Origin of the sequence: Natrarchaeobius oligotrophus (assembly GCF_003841465.1) — an archaeon.
Lineage (GTDB): Archaea > Halobacteriota > Halobacteria > Halobacteriales > Natrialbaceae > Natrarchaeobius > Natrarchaeobius oligotrophus.
Genome location: NZ_REFZ01000007.1, coordinates 143,897 through 161,594 on the forward strand (window position 1 = coordinate 143,897; position 17,698 = coordinate 161,594).

Genomic DNA, 17,698 nt, shown 5'->3' on the forward strand with positions numbered 1-17,698 from the left:
GGTCGGTTACGGGAAGCTTCCGGCTTCGTCGAACGCGTCGGCTACCCGCTGCATCGCGACGACGTAGGCCGCGGTGCGCGGGTTGTCGAGGTCGTTCTCCTCGATCGTCTCGACGAGTGCGTCGAAGGCGTCGACGATGACTTCCTCGAGTTCGGCGTTGACTTTCTGTTCGGTCCAGTAGAACCGCTGGCGGTTCTGGACCCACTCGAAGTACGAGACGGTGACGCCGCCCGCGTTGGCGAGAATGTCGGGGATGACGAAGACGTCCTCGCTCTCGAGTACGCGATCGGCCTCGGGCGTCAGCGGCCCGTTCGCGGCCTCGGAGATGACGTCGGCGGTGACGTCCTCCGCGAGGTCGCCGTCGATCGCGTTCTCGAGGGCCGCGGGGATCAACAGATCGACGTCGAGGGTCAGCACCTCATCGTTGGTGAGTTCCTCCTCGCTTTCCGGGTAGCCGACGACGCTTCCGGTTTCGTTCTTGTGATTCTTGGCCGCCACGGGGTCGAAGCCGTCGGGGTTGTAGATGCCGCCGCTCGAGTCGCTCGCGGCGACGACGGTCGCACCCATCTCGTCGATCAGCTTCGCGGCGATCCAGCCGGCGTTCCCGTAGCCCTGGACGGCGACGGTCGCGCCCTCGAGGTCCTTGCCGAGGTAGTCGAACGCCTCGCGTGCCGCGATGACCGTCGAGCGACCGGTCGCCTCGACGCGGCCCTCGCTGCCGCCGCTGGCGAGATTCTTGCCGGTGATGACGCCGGGTTCCGTGGTGTTTTCGAGCGTCTCGTACGTGTCTTTGATCCAGTTCATCTCGCGCTGGCCCGTGTTCACGTCGGGTGCGGGGATGTCTCGGTCCTCGCCGATCATCGGCCGCAGCTCTTTCGCGAACGCGCGGGTGAGCCGTTCGAGTTCGCTCTCGGAGTACTCGTCGGGATCGACGACGATGCCGCCCTTGCCGCCGCCGAGCGGAATGTCGACGATCGCGGTCTTGTAGGTCATCCAGCCTGACAGCGCCTTGACCTCGTCGCGCGAGACCTGCGGGTGGTAGCGAATTCCGCCCTTGTACGGGCCGCGGTCGCCGTTGAACTGCGAGCGAAACGCCTTGAATCGCTCGAGCGAGCCGTCGTCGAGTTCGACGGTCAGGTTCGTCTCGAGCACCCGCTCGGGGTGTTTGAGACGCTCGATTACGTCGTCGTCGATCTCGAGGTACGACGCAGCCTCGTCGATCTGCGACTGCAGACTTTCGAACGGATTTGCACTCTCGGACATTACGCGTGGATTTCGCGGAAACTAAAATAAGCGTGACGAATGCCCATGATAGTCTCTATCCAATAATTTAAGGAATATTAAGACGGTCGTATTTCGCAAAAGCCGCTATTTTTCGACTCACGACGGATGTGATACCGAGGCTGCGTCGGCGGCTGGTTCGATGGCAACCGCGAGCGGGTCGAGATCGGCGAACGGCTCCGGTCGAACCGCACCTGGTTCGGGAATCAGTTCGTCTCCGTCCCGTCGGCCGCTCGAGCACGGCGGCGAATTCGTTCGGCCCGCTCGATCAGGGGTCGGTCGATCATCTCGCCGTCGACCGCGAACGCGCCGGCTCCCTCGACGTCGGCCTCGCGTTTCGCCTCGAGGACTGACTCCGCCCACTCGCGTTGGGACTCGTCCGGAGTGAACGCGTCGTTGATCGGACCCACCTGCCCCGGATGGATCGCCAGCTTCCCGTCGTAGCCCAGTTGGACCGAGAACGCCGCGTCTTCACACAGCAGTCGGTCGTCCTCGAAGTCGGTGACGAGCGTGTCGATGGCGTCACAGCCGTGAGCGGCCGCAGCCACGACGACGCGTTCGCGCGCGTAGAGAACCTCGGTCCCCTCGTCAGTCCGCGTCGCGCCGACGTCGGCCGAGAGATCCTCGGCCCCGAAGACCAGCGCGTCGGTCGCCGGCACTGCCGCGATCTCCGGCGCCGCGAGGACGCCCCGGGCCGTCTCGATCAACGCGAGGACCGGATACTGGGCGTCGTAGCAGTCGACGTTCGCAACGAGACGCTCGACATCCGCCGACGAGTCGACTTTCGGAAGCATCAGGCTGTCCGGACCGTTCTCGTCGTCCGCGTCGAGGAGTTCCGCGAGATCCGCTTCGATCTCCGACGGCGTCGCGTTCACCCGAACGCAGACCTCCGCCGACGGATCGAACGCCGGATCAGCGAGGATGGACCGGACCGCCCCTCGAGCGTCGTCTTTTCGCTCCGGGGAGACGGCGTCCTCGAGGTCGAAGACGATCACGTCGGCACCGGACCGCGGCGCTTTTCGGAGCATCTCCGGGCGGTCGCCCGGTGTAAAGAGAACGCTTCGTCGAACCATACGCGACGTAAGCGGGCGACCACCGTGAAAGTACGCGGCTTCGATCGAACCATCGGACGTTCGAGCCGCCGGGCCCCACACGTTTTTATCGACGCTGGCCCACTCGAATCTCATGAGCGGACTGTACTACGAGGAGTTCGACGTCGACGAGACGATCGAGCACGATCGCCGCCGAACGATCTCCGAGAGCGACAACCAGCGATTCTGTGATATGACGATGAACCAGCAACCGCTGCACCTCGATCGGGAGTTCGCCGCCGAGACCGAGTTCGGCGAGCGGCTGGTCAACGGTCTCTACACCATGTCGCTTGCCGTTGGCCTCTCGATTCCCGAGACGACCGACGGCACGATCGTCGCGAACCTCTCGTACGACGACGTCAGCCACCCGAACCCGGTCTTCTGTGGCGACACGATCCGCGCACGATCGACGATAGCGGACAAACGCGAGACGAGCGACGGCGAGCGCGGCGTCGTCACCATGCGCGTCGAGGTCTTCAACCAGCGCGACGACCTCGTCTGCGAGTTCGATCGTACCGTCCTCTCGCTGAAACGCGAGCACGCGGAGGGCGACGAATGACCGACTCGAGTTCCGCCCCCGACGGCCGCGCCGACTCGATCGACGACGACCTCGAGTGGCTTCCCCTGGACGACGGCGAGACGATCGTCTGGGCGGACGGCCCCGACAGGCGAACGCTCGTGCCGGCGTTCGTCGTCGGTGTTCCGCTCGCCATCGTCCTGATCGGGATTCTCATCATCGTCGGGGAGTACCTTCGGGTCACGAACACCCACTACGTCGTCACGGATCGCGCGCTCTACCGGAAAACCGGCGTCTTCTCGCGCGACGTCAAGCGCATCGAACACGAGAAGGTCCAGGACATCTCCTACTCACAGTCCGCACTGGGCAACGTCTTCGGCTACGGGACGGTCGAGGTCAGCACGGCCGGCGGAGCCGGCGTCGAGCTCTCGTTCAAATCCGTTCCCGACCCCCGGGCCGTCCAGCGGTTGATCAGCGACCGGATCGAACGCGATCACCGCGACGAGTCCGGACAGCGAGCGAAAGGAGACGTTCTCGAGGAGATACTCGCGGAACTCAGGGCGATCCGGACGTCGCTCGAGGAGGACGGTCGAGACGACCGACGGGACGACTTCGAGTGGGCCAGCGGCGACGACGCTCGTAGCGGGAACGACGAACCGATCGACGACGGGGCGTCTCCCCGCCATGACTGAGGACTGTCGCGACCGCGACGGATGCGTCGATGACGAGCGACTCGAGTGGCTTGCCCTGGACGCGAGAAACGACGGGACTGGCGAGACGGTCCACTGGCGTGGCGGACCGCGCATCCAGACGGCGTATCCGTGGCTCGCGATCGCGGTCATCGTCGCCGCGGGCGTGCTCGGGGCGGCGGCGCTCTCGATCGTCTCCCCGCTCGCGCTGGTCTGGCTCCCGATCGTTGCCCTCCCGGCGGCGTGGGCGTTCCTCCGCGTGAGCAGAACGGAGTACGTGATCACGTCTCGACGGATCGCGATCAGACGGGGCGTCCTGGGCGTCTCGGTCGACGTCGTCGGGCTCGAGCGCGTCCAGAACACGACCGTCACGCAACACCCGATCGGACGAGCCATCGGCTACGGGACCGTCGCAATCGAGGCCGCCAGCGGCGCGACGTTCGCGTTCAGAACCGTCGAGAAGCCGACGGCCGTCCGCGAGCGACTCGAGAGCCGACGGGCTCGCACCCGCCCGGACGAAGCTCCGGGAACGGTCGCCGAGTGGGAGGCGATCCTCGACGAGGTCCGCCGGTGGCGACGAGCGGTCGAACGACCGGCGTGAGCGGCGGGTTCCGACGAACGCCGCGTTCCGCCGTCGCACACCACCGGAATCGTCTTTCGCGAGCGCTTCGACGGAGACGTATGGGCGACCTGTTTCCCCAGTCGATCGAAACGGATCGTCTGCGACTCGAGTCGATCCGATCGGATAGGCTCGACGTGCTCGAACTCTACGAGATCTGTTCGTCCGATCCGGGTATCGACGAGGTGACCGCCCACCTGACGTGGAGCCCGCACGAGACGCCGAAGGAAACCCTCGAGTTCGTCACCGAGGCCCGGACGAACCACGAATCAGGCGAGACCGGAACGTACGTGATTCGTCCTCGAGACGGGGAAGCCGGTGCTGGCGAGATCGCCGGCCTCTGTGGGTTCGAAACCGACTGGAAGCGCCGGACGATGTCTCTCGGCATCTGGCTTCGCAGGCGGTTCTGGGGCCGTGGCTACTCGAGCGAGCGGGCGGCGGCGTTCGTCGCACTCGCGTTCGAGCGGCTCGGTCTCGACCTCGTCTCGGTCTCCGCGGACGTCGAGAACGAACGATCGAATCGCGCGATCCGAACGTACGTCGACGCCCACGGCGGCCGACGCGACGGCCTCGTTCGAAACTGGATCGTCGTAAACGGCGAGCCGACCGACTGCTACCGGTACAGCATCTCCCGGACGGAGTGGCGAGAGAGCGGCGCAGACGTCGCGGTGACGTTCCTCGAGTGACGGACTCACACTGACGTGAGGACGACGAAATTGGCCCGCGAACGTTCCTCGCAGTCGGTCGCTCGGGACCGGGGGACGTCCCGTGGGATTCGTCGATTCGAAACCGTCGAGCTCGGTCTGCTGCGGCCGCCTTTCGTCCCGACGTACGTTTCGCGACGGAGCGCCACTCAGACGACCAGCGAGATCATGTAGAGGTTGATGCAGACGGCGAGCACCCACGGAACGGCGAGGCCGGCCGGGACGATCGGACGGTACGCCGCCGGAAGTAACGGTCGACAGAGGAGTCCGACGGCGACCGCGAACGCCTTCAGAGCGAGCATTCCGGCGAGGCCGTATCCCTCGATTGCGCTGCGGGCGATCGGGTTCGACTCGGCCAGCCCGAGGTGAAGCCCGACGAACGTCGTCACGATATCTCCGATCAACGAGACCGCGACGAGCACCCAGAGCAGTCGCTCGAGGTCGTGGGGCTCGAGGGAGACGGGTAGTCGGTGATGGGAGTACGCACCGTCTGAACTCATAAACTCCCCGCCGGAGTCGAACCGGACGTGGGGCCACCGGGAGCGCCGCGAGGCTGTACGCGGCGGTTCCACCACTCCCGGTATTGTTATGCAAAGCGTAGCGACTGCAAGCCGGTCGGTAGGCAGCGACAACTTCGTCGGTAGGCACCGATGACCGGCGTCGATCGAACGGTTGTAGCGGCGACCAACGGCGGAACGTCGCTGTCGGGAACGACCGTCTCGCGAACGCTGTTATTGGTGAGGGCGGATCCACCGGTCGACGGCTCGAACGCGCCGTCGTGGAAGCCGCCCTGAGTGACCGTCCGCTCGGTTCGAGACGGCTACAGTATCGTTCCGTGTTTCTTGTCGGGGAGTGACTTCTCGACGTCCTCGTAGAAGGCAAAGCGGGCGGCCAGCTCCTCGCGAAGCGTACTCGGCGGGACGATCTCGTCGATGACGACCTCGCTGGCCATCCGGTGGACGTCGATGTCCTCGCGGTACTCCTCCCGGAGTTCTCGCTCGCGGCGCTCTCGTTCGTCGGGATCGTCGATCTCCGAGAGCTTTCGCGCGTAGACGGCGTTGATCGCGGCCTCCGGGCCCATGATCGCGATCTCGCCGGAGGGGAGTCCGATGACGCTTTCCGGATCGTAGGCCGGTCCCCCCATCGCGTAGATACCGGCACCGTACGCTTTGCGGACGACGACCGTCTGCTTGGGGACCGTCGCCGACGAGGTCGCGTAGATCATCTTCTTTCCCTTCTCGAGGATGCCGTTTTTCTCGACCTGCGAGCCGGCCATGAATCCCGGCGTGTCACAGAGGTACAACAGCGGAATATTGAACGCGTCGGACTTCCAGATGAACTCGGCTGCTTTCTCGGCAGCGTCGGGGAAGATCGCCCCCGCGCGCTGGGAGGGCTGGTTGGCGACGATTCCGATCGGCCGGCCGTCGATGCGCGCGTAGGCGGTGACGATCTCACCGCCGTAGTCGGGGCGCAACTCGAAGTACGAGCCGGCGTCGACCATCCGATCGATCACCTCGCGAACGTCGTACCCCTTGTTCGGATGCTGGGGGATCACGGCGTCGATTCCGTCCGGAGAGCGCTCGGGCGGGCTCGGCTCCCATCGCGGCGGGTTTTCGTCCGCGTTGTTCGGCAGGTAGGTGATCAGTTTGGCGACCAGTTCGCGGGCGTGTTCTTCGCTCTCGGCGACGAGGTCCGCCGATCCCGACTCGCGAGCGTGCACCTGCGGGCCGCCAAGTTCGGCCAGATCGATATCCTCGCCGGTGACCATCCGAACCATCCGGGGTGAGGCGATCGCCATCGCGGACATCCCCTCGACCATGATCGTGAAGTCCGCGAAGACGGGCGTGTAAGCCGCGCCCGCGATACACGGGCCGTAGAGGACGCAGATCTGGGGGACGCGTCCCGAGAGCATCGAGTGATTGTAGTAGTACTTTCCGATCCCCTCGCGGTTGGCGAAGAACCCGGACTGCTGATCGATGCGACCGCCGGAGGAGTCCATCAGGTAGAGCACCGGCCGGCCGGTCTTCAGCGCACGCTGTTGCATCCGGAGGAACTTCTCGACGCCCTTGGCGGCCATGCTGCCGCGTTTGACGGTGTAGTCGTTGGCCATGACGTGAACGTCGCGCCCCTCGAACGTCGCCGCACCCGTGATGAGTCCGTCGGCCGGCAACCGGTCGTCCGTCTCCTCGCCCGTCCCGTCGGGGTGCCAGTCGTCGAACGCCGCGAACTTCCCGTCCTCGAAGAGGAACGCGTCGTCCTCGCCGCCGAACCAGAGGTCGAGTCGATCGCGAACGAACAGCTTGTCCTCCTCGGGGAGTTGCTCTCTGTACCGCTCGGGACCGCCCTCGAGAATGTCCTCGATCTCCGCCCGGAGTCGTCGTTCGCGGTCTGTCGGCTCGAGCGCTCGACCGTCCTCTTTCGCCGAAACCCCGTCGCTTCCCGCCGTCGATTTCGTCGTTTCCCGTTCGAACTCGTGGACGACGGTCGGTTCCGTTTCGTCGCCGACGTACACCTCGACGTCGTCGCGGAGATGTTCCGCCAGGGCTGCGGCGATCGCGGACGCTTCGTCTTCGGTCGCGGCCGCGGCGATACGGACGTTCATACCCGTTCGTGCGTGGAGCGCTGTAAAAAAGCCAGCGCGAACGCGAGCGGTTTCGTTCGGCCGCGACGGGGTTTCGTGACGTCTGAAGACCGCGAGCGCGAGGGCGGGACGTCCACCGGTGAGTCGGTATCTCTCGAGCCGCCGCCGCGCAATCCCAAGGAGAGTTGTCCCCGCTAGCCTCGATACCGCGGTCGGGCTCACCACGACGGGTGAGGAGAGGAGGGGGGCATCGCGGGGCCAGCGCGGACGGGATAGAGAGTGGGTCGCTGTCCCCGTGGTCACCAGCACGGAGACACCCGAACGTGAACGACCGGGATACACGAACGCTCGCGTTCAGTCGTTCACTCCTTTTATCGGGGTGATACGTTCGAGCGGTCCGGACGGAGTGGCCGATCGACGCGATCGTCCGGTCGCAGCTACGGACAGTTATATGAGAAGTATAATATGATTGTATCGTCCGGGTAGATCGGCGGCACGTTAAGCAACGGCACCTGCAGGCAGAACCGGTATCGATCGTATCGCGTTATCTACGGTTAGCTATCGGCGATCCCGTGTTCGTGAACAGTCGCTTCACCCGGCGGACGTGTCACAGCCAGTCGTACTCGAGCAGTGACACGTCCGCGAGTGGTGTCGATCGGCTCGTCCACCGGCTTTCGAACATCCGCCGCCGACTCGAGCCCGAGATGGACCGCCGGGAGTTCGTCCGAACCGTCGCCGCCGGGGGGTACGCCGTCGGGATGGCGCACCTCCTCGGCGTCGACGACTTCCTCGCGGCCGACGACGGCGAAGTGCCGATCGTGACCGCGCTGGTCAGGGAGGACCCGAACGATCCCTTCTCGCTCGAGGAACGAACGCGGTACGTTCCCGCGGGGTGGTACGCCGCAGTCGAGAAGGCCTTCGAACTCAACGAACGGCTCGCTCGCCTCTCGTTTACGGGCTATCTGGGCAGTGCCGTCGTTCCGGGCGACTACGAGAGTGAAACCGCGACCGTCTCCATCGGCGTCTCGAGCGAGGAGGATTCGTTTCTCGAGATCGTCAGGGATTTCACCGACGGAATTTCGATAAGCGCCGAGACGATCGTCGAGATCGACGACCTCGAGGACGGCTTCGAGTTCGCGGAGCCGAGATACCTCGATGCGGTCGAGGACGACCACGTTCCAAGCGGCGTCGCGTGCGAGACGCCCTCGAGTCTCGCGACGCTCGCTCCGGCGTTGCACCACCCCGACGGCGAACGGTCGTTCTTTGCGACCGCCGAACACGCGTTCAAAGACGTCTCGACCCCGAACGGCGAGGTGCTCGCGGTTCCCGTTTCCAGCGGAGAACGAATTCCGCTGGGTACCGTCGTTCACTCTTACCCCGTCGAGGACGTCGTCGCCGTCGAGCCGACGGGTGACGTTTCGCCGTCGAACCTGATCGACGTTCCGTCGACGGTTCGCGTCCGCGGACAGTACACCAGGTTCGGCCTCGCCGATCTCATCGCCCGCGGCGAGCCCCTGGAGAAAGTGGGTGCGCTCACCGGCCACACGACGGGACGAATCCAGGGAATCGACGCCGTCACGTGTTTCACCGACGACTTCTGTCGGCGCGGCCAGATCCGCTGGGGCGGCGAGATGGACCTCACCGACGGCGACAGCGGCTCGGTGAGCTATCATCACGATCCCGAGGGCGACGACGGCGACGTGCTCGTTGCGGGCTTCAACAACGCCCGGACGTGGTGGCCGGGCCAGAGCTACGTCTGGGGTGTCTCGGCGTACAGAATCACCGAGGAGCACGGCTACCACTTCTGATCGACCGACGACCACTACGACCGCACCGACGACGAACGCGAACCCACAATCGATGTCCAACCCACCGTCCGACGCCGCGACCCGCGACCGATCCGACGACGAATCCGACGGACGTCGTTCCATCGCGAACACCGGCGTCCGCCTCGTTCTCGACCTCGCGGTCGTAACCCTGTGGGTTCTGTTTCTCGCGTTGCTTTTCCTCCAGACCGCCTGGCCGCGATGGGCGTTTTACGCGGCGCTCTTGCTCGGCGTCGCCGCCTACGTTACCGTCACCGCACCCTGGACCGACGAACGATAATCGCGACCGTCGAAATTCGACCGTCGTGGTTCTTCAGTCGAGGGTTTCCTCGAGCCGATCGATCAACTCGGTGTTACCGACGTGCAGGGGGACCCTGTCGTGTAAGTCGGTCGGTTCCACCTCGAGAATCGACCGGCTCCCGTCGGAGGAGCGACCGCCGGCCGCCTCGACGAGGTACGCGATCGGGTTCCCCTCGAACTGCAGTCTGAGCTTTCCACGGGGACTGTCCTCGAGGGCCGGGTAGGCGAAGATCCCGCCGTAGGTCAGCACCTGGTTGACGTCGCCGATCATCGCGCCGCCGTACCGGAGTTTGTGTTCCGGATTCGACTCGATCTCGCGGACGTACTCGCGGAACTCGTCGTGCCAGTGTGGAACCCGGCCACCGAAGCCGTAGACGAGCGGATCCTCGGGTAGGGTAACGTTTCGTTCGACGACGGTTCGCTCGCCGCCGGTGAGTTCGTACTTCGTGACCGTCCCGTCGCGGGCACACGTCATCGTCGTGATCGGTCCGTACAGGATCCAGCCCGAAGCGACCAGCGCCGATCCGGGAGCCGGGAGCGGTTCCTCGTAGATGCCGAACACCGTCCCCATCGTGTTGTTCGACCGCAGGTTCGACGAGCCGTCGAGGGGATCGACGGCGACGTACACCGTCTCGTCCCCGCCGTCGATGATCTCGGATCGCTCCTCGCTCGCGTACTCGCCGACGCCGTCGATCGACGACAGCCGGTCGGCGAGCAACTGGTCGGCCCACACGTCCGCCTCGATCTGGGTCTCGCCGCTCGGGTTTTGCTCGTCGGCTTTCCCTCTGCGACCGACCAGTCCCTGGCGGATCTCGGTCGCCGAGCGAGCGATCGTGGCGACGACGTTCTCGACGGGATCGGGATCGGTGGCTGACATCCTATTCCGTGGCCTCGAGCGCAGCGTCGGCCGTCTCTTCCTCGTAGATCACTTTCTCGAGGGCGTCGAGGATCCGGGTCGGGTTCTCGCGTTGCCAGACGTTGCGACCGACGGCGAGGCCGTTCGCACCGGCGTCGATGACGGCTTCGACGGTCGAGAGGAACTCGTAGTCCGACGTCTTCGAGCCGCCGCTCATCACGACTTTCATGTCGCCGGCGCAGTCGACGGCGTGGGCCATCGCCTCCTTACTGCCGGGATATTTGACCTTCGCGATGTCCGCGCCGAGCTCGAGGGCGAGCCGAGAGGCGTAGGAGATCGTGCTCGGCTTCGTGTCGTTTTTCAGCCCCTGCCCGCGCGGGTACGACCACATGACGACGGGGAGGTCGTACTCGCGGGCGTCCTCGTGGACGTCGCGGAACTCCTCGACCATCTCGATTTCGTGGTTGGAACCGCCGTAGACGGTGAAGCCGACGGCAGATGCGCCGAGTTCCGCGGCGTAATCGACCGAACAGTTGACCGCCGAGTCCGGCTCGCCCATCCAGAGATTCGAGGTGCCGTTGATCTTCAACAGCAACTCGACGTCGTCCTCGAAGCTGGGATAGTAGCCCTCGGCAATTCCCTTCTGGACGGCCATGGCCGTGACGGCGTCGTGTGTTGCCGTCTCGAAGACCGTTGCGGGATCGAGTTTTTCGGGGACCTCCTCGAAGTCGACCGGCCCGTGCTCGAGGCCGTGGTCCATCGCGAGGATCAGTGACTTCCCATCACGGACGATCGGGGAATCGTCGATCGGAATCATCTGATAGATGGTCCAACAGTCGTCTATAAATCTCTGGTGATCCTAATTATCGAAATTACTAATTATCGTAGTTAAGATGTCTGCACACCGGTTCCGTTCGGGAGTATCGGACCGCTTTCCCGCCCCGAGTCGCGGGCTCTCGAGGGGGGCGTGTGCGACTCGAGCGAACGACCAGTCGCAGCCAACCGGGCGCGGCCGTCGGTCCCCGGAGCGATCGATCGCCGGGGTTCGCCGCGGCGACGCGGGTTCTCGTCGACGCGATCCCCTCGAGGAGCGATCGCGCTCAATCGACCAGTTCCCGCGCGTTGTACCGCCACGTTCGGACGTGGCGCACGTCGAGATCGAGCAACGCGGCGACCTGCGCGGCGTCGATCGTCGCCAGTCGCTCGGCGGAGATGATGCCGGCTTCGGCCAGCGCGTCGGCGTCGTCGGGACCGACGCCGGCGACCGCCCGAACCGGCGTGGGACGCGGCCAGGGGCGTTCGGTCCGCTCGTCGTCTTCGCTTTCCGACGCCCGCGATCGGGCGTGTTCGAACGCCTGCCATTCCTCGTCTTCGCTGGCGGCGATCCACGCCCGTTCGGCCTCGCCGAGGCCGCGAACCTCGTTCGATCGCCGATCGAGATCGCCGTCCGTCTCGAACGACCACGGGAGCGAAAATCGCCTGCGGAGCGTGTCGGCGACGGATTCGTCGACGCCCGCGTCGAGCAACGCCCGGTAGGAGTACTCCTTGCTCGCGACGCGGTCGGGATCGAGGTCGGCGACCTCGAGGGACTCGCGTTCGTCGAGGGCGAGTTCGTCGTTCGCCGTTGTCGAGTCGTCGACGACGTATTCTTTGCTCACGCGACTCACCGATCGTCCGTACCTCACACCCGTCGGTCTTGAAGCTTTTCCTCGCGCGGTCGGCCGCTGAAACGGACCGGGAATCGCGTTCGACGAAACGGACTGAACGTGGGCGAACGGCGTCCAGAAGACGCACGCGAGGCGGCTTCGATCCGACCCCGAGATACTTCACTTCCGGCCGTCGTACCCCGTCGCATGGTTCGCGATCGCATCGACCGGATCGGCGTCGTCGGCGCGGGAACGATGGGAAGCGGCATCGCACAGGTCGCCGCCACGCACGGGTACGACGTCGTGATGCGCGACGTCGAACCCGAGTTCGTCGAGGACGGCTTCGACGCCATCGAGGGGAGCCTCGAGCGCCTGGCATCGCGGGACGACCTCGACGGGCAGCCGGAGGCGGTACGGGAACGGATCGAGGGCACGACGGTCCTCGACGATCTCGACGACTGCGATCTCGTCGTCGAGGCCGTCCTCGAGGACCTCGACGTCAAACGGGACGTCTTCGCCGATCTCGAGGCGGTCTGTGCCGACGACGTGCTCCTCGCGACGAACACGAGCACGCTGTCGATCACGTCGATCGCCTCGGACCTCGAGCGGCCCGAACGCGTCGTCGGTCTCCACTTCATGAATCCCGTGGCGATCATGGAGGGCGTCGAGGTCGTCGTCGGCGAGAAGACGACCGACGAGGCGACGGCGCTGGCCCACCGGATCGCCGACGATCTCGGGAAGACGACGTGGGAGGCCGACGACAAGCCGGGCTTCGTCACGAACCGCATTCTCATGCCCTGGATCAACGAGGGAATCCGCGCCTACGACGAGGGCGTCGCCACCAGGGAGGACATCGACGCGGGGATGGAACTCGGGACGAACGTTCCGATGGGACCGCTGAGGCTCGCGGATCACATCGGACTCGACGTCTGTCTCCACGCCTCCGAGACGCTCCACGAGGAACTCGGCGATCGGTACAAGCCCGCCTACCTGCTCAAACGCAAGGTCGCAGCCGGCGACCTCGGGAAGAAGACGGGACGGGGATTCTACGACTACGAGTGACCCCACTCGCCGAGAATCACTTCGAGCGTCGTCGAAACGCCACTGGTTGAAGCTCGTCCACTCGCGGCGCCGGATCGACGACTATCCCGGGAAAACCGATCCCGTCGCCGCGATCCGGCTCGCGCGTCGCGTTGTGCCGGCCAAACGGGTCGAACGTCGTGGGTGCCGTCCCAGAGCCAGCCCTCACGATGTCGTGAGTGGCCGGCCTCTACTCACTCGACCTCGAGTCGGCGCTGCGAGAAACGAGCGACGGTCACTTGTGAAGCGGCTGTTCGGCCATCTGGCGGCGGAGTTCGTCGAGGTGCGACCGCGAGACGCCCTCTTCGAACGCCTGCAACAGCGCGTACACCTCCGCTCGAGGAACTTTCACGTCGCCGTCTCGAACGACGTCTTCGGGACGCTCGCGGAGTTCGCGCATCGTGCCGACGGCGAGGAGGTACGGAATCGCCCACGCCGAGAGTCGGTTGCCGTGGTGTTCGGGGATGACCTCGAGATAGCGCTGGGCGTCGTCGAGGTACGTCTCTGCCCGCCCGGTGACGCGCCGGATGACGTTCGTGACGCCGCTTCGGTTCTCCTCGTCGGTGACGGCGTCGACGCAGACGTCTTCCTCCGCGAGCCACTCCGCGGGCAGGTAGACGTTGTTCTCCTCGCGGTAGTCGGCGTCGACGTCCTTGGCGATGTTGACCAGTTGCAACAGCAGCGCGAACGACCGCGCGTTCGCCCGCATCTCCTCGGCGCGCTCCTGGGAGGCACCGCGGGCGACCAGTCCCGTGATGAGCGTGCCGACGGTGCCGGCTGCGTACCAGCAGTACTCTTCGAGTTCCTCGAGCGTCTGGAGCCGCAGGCCGCCTTCGTCGGCGTACCTGGCGGTGAACATCGCCATTCCGTCGACCAGCTCCCGAACCGGCTCGCGCATGATCTCGCGGGGCTCGTCCTCGAGTGATTCGAACGTCCGCAGGACGCGCGGCGTCTCCGCGACGACGGTCCAGTCTTCGTTCGGATCGTCGGGAATCCACGGCTCGACGTCGTCCATGAACGCCGAGACCGGCGCGTCCACCTCGGGATCGAGGAGGCGGTCGTACGCCGTGAGCAGCTCAGCCTGCGTCTCCGGCGGAATGTGTCCTGCGTCTTCGACCGTATCAGCGATGCGACAGAGGAGATATCCGAGACAGATGTGTCTCGCCATCGGCTCCTCGAGTCGGTCGATCGTGATCGAGAAGGTCCGCGAGACGCCGTGAACCGCGTCGTAACACCACTCGATATCGGCGTCGGTTGTGAGTTCTGACCGTCCGGAAGTCATCTACTGCGTTTCCGTTTGTGCGCATCCGGGAAAAACACCCCGGTCCCGGCGAGAGCGTTTCGAATTGAGACGAAACGCTTCGTCCCACCCCGTCCAGTTGAACGGGACGGCCGTGGCCCAACAGTCAAGAGCGAACCCATCGAACGATTCGGCATGGACTTCGCGCTCTCGGCCGAACAGACCCAGATTCGAGAGATGGTCTCGGAGTTCGTCGACGAAGAGATCGTCCCCGTCGCCGGCGAAATCGACCACGAGGACGAGTTTCCCCGCGACCTCGTCGACGAGATGGCCGAACTCGGCTTGCTCGGGATGCCCTTCCCCGAGGAGTACGGCGGTGCCGGTCTCGATTACCACTCCTACGCGATCGGCCTCGAGGAGATCTCTCGGGGGTCGGGCGGACTCGGAACCGTCGTCGCCGCACACACCTCGCTCGCGGGCAACATGCTCTACGAGTTCGGGGACGAGCGTCAGAAGGAGGAGTACCTCACGCCGCTCGCTGCCGGCGACGACATCGGCGCGTTCGCCCTCTCGGAAGCAGGAGCGGGAAGCGACGTGCCGGCGATGGAGACGACCGCCGAGCGAAACGGAGACGAGTACGTCGTCGACGGCGGAAAACTCTGGATCTCGAACGGCTCGGTCGCGGACACCGTCACGTTGTTCGCCAAGACCGATCCCGACGCCGGCAACAGCGGGATCTCCTCGTTCGTCGTCCGCCCCGAGGAGGACGACGGCTTCTTCGTCGAGGGCACGGAGGATAAACTCGGGGACAAGGGCTGTCCGACGGCAGAACTCCGGTTCGACGACCTCCGTCTCCCGGAAAATCGTCTGATCGGCGAGGAGGGGGAGGGATTCATCCAGGCGCTGAAGACGCTCAACGGCGGCCGGATCACGATCGCCGCCCGCGGCGTCGGCATCGCTCGAGCCGCCTTCGACGAGGCCGTCTCCTACGCGAACGAGCGCGAACAGTTCGGCCAGCCGATCGGCGAGTTCCAGGCGATCAAACACAAACTCGCGGACATGGACACGAAGATCCAGGCCGCGCGCATGCTGATGCACAGAGCCGCCGACAGGAAGATGCGCGGCGAGGACTACGTCACGGAGGCGGCCCAGGCTAAACTGTACGCCAGCGAAATCTCTCGAGAGGTCGCCAACGAGGGGATCCAGATCCACGGCGGCTACGGCTACACGACGGACTTCCCCGTCGAACGGTTCTACCGCGACGCGAAACTCAACGAGATCTACGAGGGGACGAGCGAGGTGTTGCGGAACACGATCGGCGATCGGCTGCTCGACGGCTGACGTGGCTATCGGACGAACGCGAGTCGTTGATCTGCACACCGGCGCGAGCCGATCTCACTCCGGGTTCTCCACCATCTCGAGGCACTCACGAACCCACTCGTAATGATCGTGCAGGCGCTTCTCGCCGGCATCGGTGAGCGCGTAGACGTCGTGCAGTCCCTCGGTTCGCTTCTCCACGAACCCCGAATCGACGAGCGCGGACAGCGAGCCGTAGAACGACTTCGGCTCGAGCCGGTCGTCGTAGTGGGACTCGAGGTGCGATTTCAGTTCCTGGCCGCGTAACTCGCCGCCGGCCGCGAGCAGGAAACAGATATCTCGGCGACGCCCGCTCTGGAGCCACTTGGACATACTCGGTGTCGACGATTGTTCCGGCGTCCGCTCGAGCGTTTCGGTTCCCGTCGTCGCCGGTCGTCGCGCTCAGCCGAGAATCTCGACCGATTACGGCGAGCGTCCGAAGAGTCCGCACAGGATCGCCCAGGCCGTCCCGCCGGCGACCGCGGTCAGCGCGACGAACGATGCGCCGACCTCGAGGTGGGCGACGCCGTCGCGCAGCTCGTGGCGAACGAGAAACGGGCGGCCGGTCGGATCGCCGATCACGACGGTTCCGGAGCCGAACGCGAGCGAGACGAGAACGGCGACGAGCGCCACCGCGACGAGCAGCGTCAGCGTCCCGATCGAGCCGGCCGCCACCCTCGAGAACGGTTTCGCCAGGGAACGCCGATCGATCGACCCGCCGTCCGGGGCGACGAGCGCGAATCCCCGCTGGCCGCCGGGCAGGTCGATTACCCGCGCGTCGGCGGGATACTGCCACAGGATCGCGGCCGTCCAGAGGTCGCCGACGGAGCCGGCCGCGTTCGCCGCGAGTGCGACTACCAGCAGCGGCGTCGGGTAGACGATCATCACGGCGAGTCCGGCGGCGGTGATCGCCACGAACGGGGCGACGAGCACGACGATCAGCTGGGTGCGGGCGTAGTCGACGCCCTCCGACGCGGCGTAGGCGGCGGGAAAGACGAACTGCGAGACGCCGACGCCGAAGCTCGCCGCGCCGCCGTAGCGTTTCATCGCCGCGCCGTGGAGCAACTCGTGGACCACCACGACGACGCCGACGAGGACGATCGAGGTGACGGCCATAAACAGCGCGCTCGAGGCGGTCGGCGGGGCGATCACGATCGGCTCGAGCGGTCGGCCGTGGACGAACGCGAGGGCGCGAGCGAAGCAGTAGGCGGACGCGAAGAAGCCGACGACGGAGACGATGAGCCACCGCAGAGCGACCGCGCGGGTGAGTCGCACCGCCCCGATCGGGGGCCGTTCCGCTGGCGCGTCCGTTCCGTTCACGCACCGCACTGCAGACGCGGACGAAAAAGCGGTATCGATCTCGGGTCGTCGAGGCGGGCTCGCGGTCGACGCCGACCGCCGTCCATTCGCGGGCCGGAACCGACAGTTTCCCGGTCCCCCGTCGACGAGTGAGACACATGCCGACCACCGACGGCGGATCGAACGCCGACGCGGACGACGGCGAGGGATCGGGAATCGAACGGACCGCGACGGCCAACGGAATCGTTGCGACCTACGACGAGACGGACGCCGAACGCGTCCTCGAGTTCGCCGTCGCCGACGATGCACCCGCCGAGCGCAGGTCTGGAACCCGAACCACCGCCGCGATCGCCCAGAACGTCGATGGATACGCGATGTTGAAGGTTCGCCCGACCGCGGACGGCGACGAACTCGAGCGCTACTACGGATTCGACGTGGCGCTCGACCACGCCGCCGAACTGCTCGGCGTCGCGCCCCACGAGTTGCCGGTCCCCGCTGCGGCCGAGGACATGGGGATGTGACCGGCGAGTTAGAGGACTCGAGCGGCGAAAGCGCCGTCTTTCGGGAGCTCGAGCGACGAGACGTCGCGTTCCGGCCGGACGTCGTCCGTCCA

20 protein-coding genes are annotated in these 17,698 nt (G+C 65.7%); 10 read left to right on the forward strand and 10 right to left on the reverse strand.

The annotated features are described in order from the left end of the window. Nucleotides 1-6 precede the first annotated feature (6 nt). Complete coding sequence (locus EA472_RS12155; protein ID WP_124191787.1) at nt 7-1,263, reverse strand: Glu/Leu/Phe/Val family dehydrogenase; 1,257 nt, start codon at nt 1,261-1,263, stop codon at nt 7-9. Nucleotides 1,264-1,487: 224 nt separating this feature from the next. Further along, on the reverse strand, nt 1,488-2,354 hold the full coding sequence (locus EA472_RS12160) for an HpcH/HpaI aldolase/citrate lyase family protein (protein ID WP_124191788.1): 867 nt from the start codon (nt 2,352-2,354) through the stop codon (nt 1,488-1,490). Nucleotides 2,355-2,397: 43 nt separating this feature from the next. Here EA472_RS12160 and EA472_RS12165 point away from each other — a divergent pair, with 43 nt between their 5' ends. From EA472_RS12165 to EA472_RS12180, 4 genes are all read left to right on the forward strand, one after another. Continuing rightward, on the forward strand, nt 2,398-2,931 hold the full coding sequence (locus tag EA472_RS12165; protein ID WP_343205506.1) for a MaoC family dehydratase: 534 nt from the start codon (nt 2,398-2,400) through the stop codon (nt 2,929-2,931). After that, on the forward strand, nt 2,928-3,581 hold the full coding sequence (locus tag EA472_RS12170) for a PH domain-containing protein (protein WP_124191790.1): 654 nt from the start codon (nt 2,928-2,930) through the stop codon (nt 3,579-3,581). Before EA472_RS12165 ends, EA472_RS12170 begins: the two co-directional genes overlap by 4 nt. Beyond that, entirely contained in the window at nt 3,574-4,179 is a 606-nt protein-coding gene (locus EA472_RS12175) for a PH domain-containing protein (RefSeq protein WP_243637837.1), read from the forward strand. The genes EA472_RS12170 and EA472_RS12175 overlap by 8 nt, the downstream gene beginning before the upstream one ends. An 89-nt stretch (nt 4,180-4,268) precedes the next feature. After that, on the forward strand, nt 4,269-4,883 hold the full coding sequence (locus EA472_RS12180; protein WP_124191871.1) for a GNAT family N-acetyltransferase: 615 nt from the start codon (nt 4,269-4,271) through the stop codon (nt 4,881-4,883). Nucleotides 4,884-5,050: 167 nt separating this feature from the next. On the opposite strand, the gene EA472_RS12185 is transcribed toward EA472_RS12180, so the two are convergent. Continuing rightward, on the reverse strand, nt 5,051-5,401 hold the full coding sequence (locus EA472_RS12185) for a DUF5658 family protein (RefSeq protein WP_124191791.1): 351 nt from the start codon (nt 5,399-5,401) through the stop codon (nt 5,051-5,053). Between the two features lie 150 nt (nt 5,402-5,551). On the opposite strand from EA472_RS12185, the gene EA472_RS22535 reads away from it, so the two are divergent. Beyond that, entirely contained in the window at nt 5,552-5,695 is a 144-nt protein-coding gene (locus EA472_RS22535; protein ID WP_165874879.1) for a hypothetical protein, read from the forward strand. 26 nt (nt 5,696-5,721) lie between these two features. On the opposite strand, the gene EA472_RS12190 is transcribed toward EA472_RS22535, so the two are convergent. Beyond that, nucleotides 5,722-7,503, reverse strand: a complete 1,782-nt coding sequence (locus EA472_RS12190; protein WP_124191792.1) for an acyl-CoA carboxylase subunit beta — start codon at nt 7,501-7,503, stop codon at nt 5,722-5,724. Nucleotides 7,504-8,060: 557 nt separating this feature from the next. Between EA472_RS12190 and EA472_RS12195 the strand changes: the two genes are divergently transcribed. After that, on the forward strand, nt 8,061-9,290 hold the full coding sequence (locus tag EA472_RS12195) for a hypothetical protein (protein WP_394341344.1): 1,230 nt from the start codon (nt 8,061-8,063) through the stop codon (nt 9,288-9,290). A 52-nt stretch (nt 9,291-9,342) separates the two neighbouring features. Next, complete coding sequence (locus EA472_RS12200) at nt 9,343-9,588, forward strand: hypothetical protein (protein ID WP_124191793.1); 246 nt, start codon at nt 9,343-9,345, stop codon at nt 9,586-9,588. A gap of 33 nt (nt 9,589-9,621) precedes the next feature. Here EA472_RS12200 and EA472_RS12205 read toward each other — a convergent pair whose 3' ends face one another. From EA472_RS12205 to EA472_RS12215, 3 genes are all read right to left on the reverse strand, one after another. After that, complete coding sequence (locus tag EA472_RS12205; RefSeq protein WP_124191794.1) at nt 9,622-10,485, reverse strand: class 1 fructose-bisphosphatase; 864 nt, start codon at nt 10,483-10,485, stop codon at nt 9,622-9,624. A 1-nt stretch (nt 10,486) separates the two neighbouring features. After that, the gene (locus EA472_RS12210; RefSeq protein ID WP_124191795.1) at nt 10,487-11,281 is read right to left on the reverse strand and encodes a class I fructose-bisphosphate aldolase; all 795 of its coding nucleotides are present in this window, start codon (nt 11,279-11,281) and stop codon (nt 10,487-10,489) included. A 283-nt stretch (nt 11,282-11,564) separates the two neighbouring features. Then, nucleotides 11,565-12,122 carry a hypothetical protein gene (locus EA472_RS12215; protein WP_394341345.1) on the reverse strand — a complete coding sequence of 186 codons (558 nt, stop codon included), beginning with the start codon at nt 12,120-12,122 and terminating at the stop codon, nt 11,565-11,567. A 195-nt stretch (nt 12,123-12,317) separates the two neighbouring features. On the opposite strand from EA472_RS12215, the gene EA472_RS12220 reads away from it, so the two are divergent. Further along, entirely contained in the window at nt 12,318-13,172 is an 855-nt protein-coding gene (locus EA472_RS12220; RefSeq protein WP_124191796.1) for a 3-hydroxyacyl-CoA dehydrogenase family protein, read from the forward strand. A 253-nt stretch (nt 13,173-13,425) separates the two neighbouring features. Here EA472_RS12220 and EA472_RS12225 read toward each other — a convergent pair whose 3' ends face one another. Further along, a complete protein-coding gene (locus EA472_RS12225) occupies nt 13,426-14,472 on the reverse strand; it encodes a phytoene/squalene synthase family protein (protein WP_124191797.1) in 1,047 nt (348 codons plus the stop codon). Nucleotides 14,473-14,625: 153 nt separating this feature from the next. On the opposite strand from EA472_RS12225, the gene EA472_RS12230 reads away from it, so the two are divergent. Beyond that, nucleotides 14,626-15,771 (forward strand): acyl-CoA dehydrogenase, encoded by a 1,146-nt coding sequence (locus EA472_RS12230; protein WP_124191798.1) that lies wholly within the window; start codon nt 14,626-14,628, stop codon nt 15,769-15,771. Nucleotides 15,772-15,825: 54 nt separating this feature from the next. On the opposite strand, the gene EA472_RS12235 is transcribed toward EA472_RS12230, so the two are convergent. Continuing rightward, nucleotides 15,826-16,119: a PadR family transcriptional regulator gene (locus EA472_RS12235; protein WP_124191799.1), complete on the reverse strand. Its 294-nt coding sequence runs from the start codon at nt 16,117-16,119 to the stop codon at nt 15,826-15,828. Between the two features lie 90 nt (nt 16,120-16,209). Further along, on the reverse strand, nt 16,210-17,106 hold the full coding sequence (locus EA472_RS12240) for a DUF3267 domain-containing protein (RefSeq protein ID WP_124191800.1): 897 nt from the start codon (nt 17,104-17,106) through the stop codon (nt 16,210-16,212). A 137-nt stretch (nt 17,107-17,243) separates the two neighbouring features. Between EA472_RS12240 and EA472_RS12245 the strand changes: the two genes are divergently transcribed. Continuing rightward, nucleotides 17,244-17,606, forward strand: a complete 363-nt coding sequence (locus EA472_RS12245) for a DUF7111 family protein (protein WP_124191801.1) — start codon at nt 17,244-17,246, stop codon at nt 17,604-17,606. Nucleotides 17,607-17,698: the final 92 nt, after the last annotated feature.

Bases quoted from the DNA above. Each gene is read 5' to 3' on its own strand.
- EA472_RS12245 (WP_124191801.1), top strand. From the start codon at position 17,244: ATGCCGACCACCGACGGCGGATCGAACGCCGACGCGGACGACGGCGAG.
- EA472_RS12205 (WP_124191794.1), bottom strand. From the start codon at position 10,485: ATGTCAGCCACCGATCCCGATCCCGTCGAGAACGTCGTCGCCACGATC.
- EA472_RS12190 (WP_124191792.1), bottom strand. From the start codon at position 7,503: ATGAACGTCCGTATCGCCGCGGCCGCGACCGAAGACGAAGCGTCCGCG.
- EA472_RS12175 (WP_243637837.1), top strand. From the start codon at position 3,574: ATGACTGAGGACTGTCGCGACCGCGACGGATGCGTCGATGACGAGCGA.
- EA472_RS12220 (WP_124191796.1), top strand. From the start codon at position 12,318: ATGGTTCGCGATCGCATCGACCGGATCGGCGTCGTCGGCGCGGGAACG.
- EA472_RS12230 (WP_124191798.1), top strand. From the start codon at position 14,626: ATGGACTTCGCGCTCTCGGCCGAACAGACCCAGATTCGAGAGATGGTC.
- EA472_RS12210 (WP_124191795.1), bottom strand. From the start codon at position 11,281: ATGATTCCGATCGACGATTCCCCGATCGTCCGTGATGGGAAGTCACTG.
- EA472_RS12170 (WP_124191790.1), top strand. From the start codon at position 2,928: ATGACCGACTCGAGTTCCGCCCCCGACGGCCGCGCCGACTCGATCGAC.
- EA472_RS12235 (WP_124191799.1), bottom strand. From the start codon at position 16,119: ATGTCCAAGTGGCTCCAGAGCGGGCGTCGCCGAGATATCTGTTTCCTG.
- EA472_RS12200 (WP_124191793.1), top strand. From the start codon at position 9,343: ATGTCCAACCCACCGTCCGACGCCGCGACCCGCGACCGATCCGACGAC.
- EA472_RS22535 (WP_165874879.1), top strand. From the start codon at position 5,552: ATGACCGGCGTCGATCGAACGGTTGTAGCGGCGACCAACGGCGGAACG.
- EA472_RS12160 (WP_124191788.1), bottom strand. From the start codon at position 2,354: ATGGTTCGACGAAGCGTTCTCTTTACACCGGGCGACCGCCCGGAGATG.
- EA472_RS12185 (WP_124191791.1), bottom strand. From the start codon at position 5,401: ATGAGTTCAGACGGTGCGTACTCCCATCACCGACTACCCGTCTCCCTC.
- EA472_RS12155 (WP_124191787.1), bottom strand. From the start codon at position 1,263: ATGTCCGAGAGTGCAAATCCGTTCGAAAGTCTGCAGTCGCAGATCGAC.
- EA472_RS12225 (WP_124191797.1), bottom strand. From the start codon at position 14,472: ATGACTTCCGGACGGTCAGAACTCACAACCGACGCCGATATCGAGTGG.